This is a genomic window from Tianweitania sp. (genome assembly GCF_032053605.1).
GTDB lineage: Bacteria > Pseudomonadota > Alphaproteobacteria > Rhizobiales > Rhizobiaceae > Tianweitania.
In genome coordinates this window covers 1-4,910 of sequence record NZ_DAMBUH010000125.1, presented here as the reverse complement: position 1 = coordinate 4,910, position 4,910 = coordinate 1, and the positions used below count along the sequence as shown (strand labels likewise).

Annotated in this window: 6 protein-coding genes; 4 read left to right on the top strand and 2 right to left on the bottom strand. The window is 62.3% G+C overall.

The window, feature by feature from the left end; translation table 11 throughout:
- Positions 1-176: 176 nt before the first annotated feature.
- Positions 177-878, bottom strand: coding sequence for an HPP family protein (locus RTX98_RS18375; protein ID WP_312798238.1), 702 nt, complete (start codon positions 876-878; stop codon positions 177-179).
- Between the two features lie 153 nt (positions 879-1,031).
- Positions 1,032-1,442, bottom strand: a complete 411-nt coding sequence (locus tag RTX98_RS18370; RefSeq protein ID WP_312798237.1) for a TM2 domain-containing protein — start codon at positions 1,440-1,442, stop codon at positions 1,032-1,034.
- 218 nt (positions 1,443-1,660) lie between these two features.
- On the opposite strand from RTX98_RS18370, the gene RTX98_RS18365 reads away from it, so the two are divergent.
- From RTX98_RS18365 to RTX98_RS18350, 4 genes are all read left to right on the top strand, one after another.
- Complete coding sequence (locus RTX98_RS18365; protein WP_416223171.1) at positions 1,661-2,779, top strand: L-dopachrome tautomerase-related protein; 1,119 nt, start codon at positions 1,661-1,663, stop codon at positions 2,777-2,779.
- 231 nt (positions 2,780-3,010) lie between these two features.
- Positions 3,011-3,829, top strand: a complete 819-nt coding sequence (locus RTX98_RS18360; protein WP_312798236.1) for a hypothetical protein — start codon at positions 3,011-3,013, stop codon at positions 3,827-3,829.
- Positions 3,826-4,227: a phage holin family protein gene (locus RTX98_RS18355; RefSeq protein ID WP_189503685.1), complete on the top strand. Its 402-nt coding sequence runs from the start codon at positions 3,826-3,828 to the stop codon at positions 4,225-4,227. The genes RTX98_RS18360 and RTX98_RS18355 overlap by 4 nt, the downstream gene beginning before the upstream one ends.
- A partial coding sequence (locus RTX98_RS18350; protein WP_312798235.1) for a DUF3618 domain-containing protein occupies positions 4,224-4,910 on the top strand: 687 nt, incomplete at its 3' end. The genes RTX98_RS18355 and RTX98_RS18350, both read left to right, overlap by 4 nt.

The following is a 4,910-nucleotide window of genomic DNA, read 5'->3' as shown; positions in this document are numbered from 1 at the left end:
CACAGGCCAATCGCAACGGGATCGAAATTCCATTGCGTTGCCCAAGTTTCCGGAACGGGCGCCGGCCCGCAATAGGTCGTTTCCATCGTTGTTCACTTCACCGCCGCCGCTCAACTACGACATAACGGATCAAGCGAGCCCGGCAACCGCAATCAAAGGAGTTTGATCGCGGTTCGCTATCTTGCTGGCTTGCCGGCCGTTTCCGCTCTGCGCCGGCGTTCGGCATGAACCTCCACCTGGCGGAAGATCAGGTCGAGATCCTCACGGCTGACGTCGAAGGTTTCGCCGAGATCCTCCAGCGCGCGGTCGATATCCTCGGGATGCGGGATGATCGTGGCGGGCGGCGGCTGATGGCCAGCGACCGGAACGGAGCGGTGCGGGTAGGAATGACCGGACACGCGATGGAAGATCAGGCCGGCCAGAACCAGAACCAGCGAGTTGGCGGCAACCGGTACGATCGGAAACCCGTAGCCGGTGGCCGCAACCAGAGGACCGCCCAGCACGGCCGTCAAGGCAGCCGCACCGCCCGGCGGGTGCAAACAGCGCGTCAGGGACATGATGAAGATCGCGCCGCCCACGCCTACGCCCGCAGCCAGCGGCAAGGACGGAATGAGATGCGCCGCGAGCAGGCCGACGAAAGCGGAAATGACATTGCCGCCGATCACCGACCAAGGCTGCGCCAGCGGGCTGGCCGGCACGGCAAAGACCAGCACGGCCGAGGCACCCATCGGGGCTACGAGCAGCGGAAGGCTCGCCACCGGCAGCGGGATCATGAAGCATACGGCGCCAGTGATGGCGATGCCGAGCATCGCGCCCAGGGATGCGAGCGATCGGTCGCGAAAGCTGGCACCCGCGAGAAGCAGGCGGGGAAGAGGCATGGGCACTGTCCAAGAAGGCGAAGGGACACAAGAGGTGCCAATCGCAACGCCCTGGTCATAACAGAGGCTGATCGTCCATCAAGGAACACCATGCTCCCACAGCGGCGCTCAACGCCGACGGTATGCTACCCTCCCTGCGCTCGACAGCAAAAATCAGCGGCGTTGCCCGAAAGTTGCGGAACGGCGCAAAGGAGCAGTCGTAACCGAGGGCGCGACGGGCATTGGTCGCCTGTCTTGAACAACCGCACGCTGCGATAAACGCGCCGCGGGACTGTCTTTGCGGGCACGTGCGGGGGTAGTCCTGACCAGACCGGGCAGCAGGAACAGGTCGATCGTCCACCAGACCGGCACAATCAGGAAGATCAGTGCCAGCGGCATGTCGAGATTGGCGCCGACGAGGCTGAGAAGAGCATATCCTAGCGCGCTTCCATAGCGGCGAAGATAAAGGTGATGCGCGCCGGCCCACCATAGAAAGAACCAAAGAAGATAGGCGACGAGCAGCGACTTGCGCTTCGCGTCACTGGACTCCGGCCAATCATCAAGCAGAGATTTCGTATTGGGCACGGCCTGGTTCTCCGATCACGCCCTTTCTCGCAGCAACATCTTACCGCCCCTTCCCGAAGACGCTTCTGATCGTCTCGCCCGCCGCAACCGTTCAGTAAGGTCGATGCCCGCGTTGCCATCATGGGGCGATGGCAGGAACCTTCAGGCAACCGGATCAAATCAGCGGCTGGACAGTTATGCGGCCGGCTCAGATCATCGTCCGTTCAAGGATTACGCGAATGAAATCCCATTCTTTGTTGTGGCTGTCGGTTGCTTTCCCGATGGCGTTTTCCGCAGGTTTTGGCCCTGCCTCCGCGCAAGAGCAGCCGAAGCTGGAACAGGTCGCGGCGTTCGATCATCAGGTAACCGGCGTGACCGTGAGCGAAGACAACCGCATCTTCGTCAACTTCCCGCGCTGGAGCGACGATGCGCCAGTGTCGGTGGCCGAGGTAAAGCCGGACGGCACGATCGCCGCTTACCCGAACGAAGAATGGAATGCGTGGCGCAATGCCAGACGTTATGAGCTTGGCGCCGGCGATCACTTCGTTTGCGTGCAGAGTGTTGTGGCCGACAAGCGCGGCAGCCTGTTCGTGCTCGATGCGGCGGCGCCTGCGCAAAGCCATGTGGTGGCCGGCGGGCCGAAGCTGGTGCGCATCGACCTGAAGACCAATGCGGTCACCAAGACCTACAAGTTCGATGAAAAGGTCGCCCCGCAGGGCAGCTACCTCAATGACGTGCGCTTCAGCCCCGACGGCAAGTTCGCCTATATCACCGACTCCGGCGTCAAGGGCGCGATCGTCGTGCTTAACCTCGATACGGCCAAGGCCTGGCGGACACTGGATGGGCACAAGAGCACTCAGGTCGAGCCGGAGGTTGTTGTCAGCATCGACAACAAGCCGCTGCGGCAGCCCGACGGGCGCGGCGTCGAGTTTTCGGCCGATGGCATTGCTTTGTCGAAGGACGGCAAGTGGCTCTACTGGCAGGCGATCAAGGGCAAGACGCTGTACCGCGTCGACACCGCCGCCTTGCAGGATGATGGCATGTCGGCCGACGACCTCGCTCAGAAGGTGCAGAAGGTCGGTGAGAACGGCGTTGCTGACGGTCTGCTGATTGCTTCTGACGGTGCGATGATCGTGACGGCACCGGAGCAGAACGCGCTGCTGCGCCGCGAAGGCGAGGCCGACCCGAAGATGTGGGTTCAGGACGAGCAACTGATCTGGCCGGATACGCTGTCGGAAGCACCGGATGGCACGATCTACGTGACATCGTCGCGCATCCAGGACATGGCCTGGTTCAAGCCCGGCAATCCCGCAAGCCTGCCGACCAAGCTGTTCCGCGTTCCGGCCGCCAAGAAGTAGACGGCTAAGCTTTTAGTTGGGGCGGCATCCTGTCTAACTTCGATGGCTCTCGTTCAAGCAACGGGAGCCATTTTTTGTTGGTTGACTGGCTTGTGCCAAGTCTTGGATCGTACCCGGAGTCTTGCATTAGCCACTTCTTTGCAAGGAATGGGAACATGACTCGCTTTGGCGGGTTCTCTTCGCCGAGGAGGCAGCACACCGACTGCCAATCCGAAGATCGAGAGGAAGACCATGGCCAACGACGAGACTCTATCCGGCGACAAGCCGGACGTCCGCGCAGACCTTGCGCAAACGACCTCGCAAATCCGCGACAGCGTGAACAAGGAAGTGAGCGAAGCCCGCTCGACCCTGCACGATGCGCGTGACGCTGCTTACGACAAAGCGAGCAGCCTTGCCGACGAGGCCAAAACCATTGCAGCCGACAAGACCCAGGCCGCGCAGCAGTCGATTGCCGGCAGCCTGCAGAGCTTCGGCGAAGCGCTTCGCGCAGCCGGCGAGCAGCTGCAGGACAAGGATCAGGGCCAAGCCGCCAAGCTGATCAATGGCGCGGCCGGCAGCATCGACAGCATCGCAAGCTCGCTGAAGGACAAGCCGATCGGGGACGTGATCGGTGAAGTGCGCAAGTTCGGCCAGGCAAACCCGACGGCCTTGATCGCCGGTTCGGTTCTTGCAGGCCTGGCGCTTGGTCGCTTTCTGAAGAGCTCGGCTCCGCGCACTTCGGGCGAAACCGGCGGTTCGGATTACAGAGGCGGCGGCAACTATAGCGGTACTGGTTCTTCCGGCCGACCTTCCAGCCAAACGCGCTATCCGACGCCTGCCGACCGTGCAGGTGCGGTTTCCAGCGCCGATCGCTTGTCGGGCGATGAGACGTTTACCGGCTTCCCGGAAGGCGGTCAGACCTCGACATCGCCATCCACCGGCGCTGGCGCAGGCTCAACCTCCAGCTCGGCATTCGGGTCTTCCGGCTCGGACTCGCCGTTTGAGGTCGACGTTAAGGACACGACGTCGTCCAGCTATTCCTCGACCTCGGGATTCGGAGGTGACCGATGAGCGATCCCGTTGATTTCCGCGACAATCGCGGTGTCGGCACGCTGATCAGCGATTTGATCCAGCAGGTGTCTTCGCTGATGCAGACCGAAATTCGTCTTCTGCGCGCCGAAATGGGCGACAAGCTGAAGACGATGCTCGGGGGCGCGGTGGAAGTGCTGGCGGGCGGCCTTCTTTTGATGGCTGCACTGCTGATCCTGTTGCAGGCGCTTGTGGTTGCGCTCGCCCATTGGGTTGGAGCCGGCTGGGCTTCGCTGATCGTCGGCCTCGTAGTCGCCGTTATCGGCGTGATCCTCGTCAAGCGCGGCACGTCCAACATCGAACCGAGCAATCTTACCCCTGATCAAACGACCAACCAGCTGGCTCGTGATGCCGCTGTGGTGAAGGAGCAGTTCAAATGAGCGAGTCCACAAGCAGCCTCGAACGCGAAGCCGAAGAGACCCGCGCGCGCATCGCCGATACCGCCGAAACGCTTCGAGCCAAGATGACGCCGGGCCAGATGGTGGACGAATTCACCTCCATCTTCCGCGGCGGCGACACCCAAACCGCCTTGGTGAACCTCAAGAACCAGGTTCGCGACAACCCACTGCCACTGGCGCTGGTTGGTGCAGGTCTGGCCTGGCTTGCCATCGGCAAGGGCACGTCGGTTTCCACCTCGTCGTTCCGCTACTATGATCGCGACGAACTTCGTGATTATCCGGCGCGCTCCTATCCGGCTGCCGGTTATGAGAGCGACGATCGCGATTTTGGCGACACCTATGGCGATCAGGATTATTCCCGTTCGACCTACGGTGCTTCGGGTTCAACCTATCGCGGTAGCGGTTCGTCCGATTACGAGCCGGGCACGTCGGGTAGCGGCAACGGTCCGGGTGTGATCGAGCGCGCAACCGGTGCTGCTTCGGACGCTTGGGATTCTGCAACGGGTGCGGTCAGCGACGCAGCGGGCGCGATCGGCGACAAGCTGTCGGGAGTTGGGTCGTCCGCTCAGCAGGCTGGCTCGCGTGCTGCTCGTGGTGCCGCCGATTACGGTTCGCGCGCTGCTCGCGGTGCGGCGGATTACGGTTCGCGCACGGCTCGTGGCACG

Coding starts and splice junctions, on each gene's coding strand:
- RTX98_RS18375 (WP_312798238.1), bottom strand. CDS start 878: ATGCCTCTTCCCCGCCTGCTTCTCGCGGGTGCCAGCTTTCGCGACCGA.
- RTX98_RS18365 (WP_416223171.1), top strand. CDS start 1,661: ATGAAATCCCATTCTTTGTTGTGGCTGTCGGTTGCTTTCCCGATGGCG.
- RTX98_RS18360 (WP_312798236.1), top strand. CDS start 3,011: ATGGCCAACGACGAGACTCTATCCGGCGACAAGCCGGACGTCCGCGCA.
- RTX98_RS18355 (WP_189503685.1), top strand. CDS start 3,826: ATGAGCGATCCCGTTGATTTCCGCGACAATCGCGGTGTCGGCACGCTG.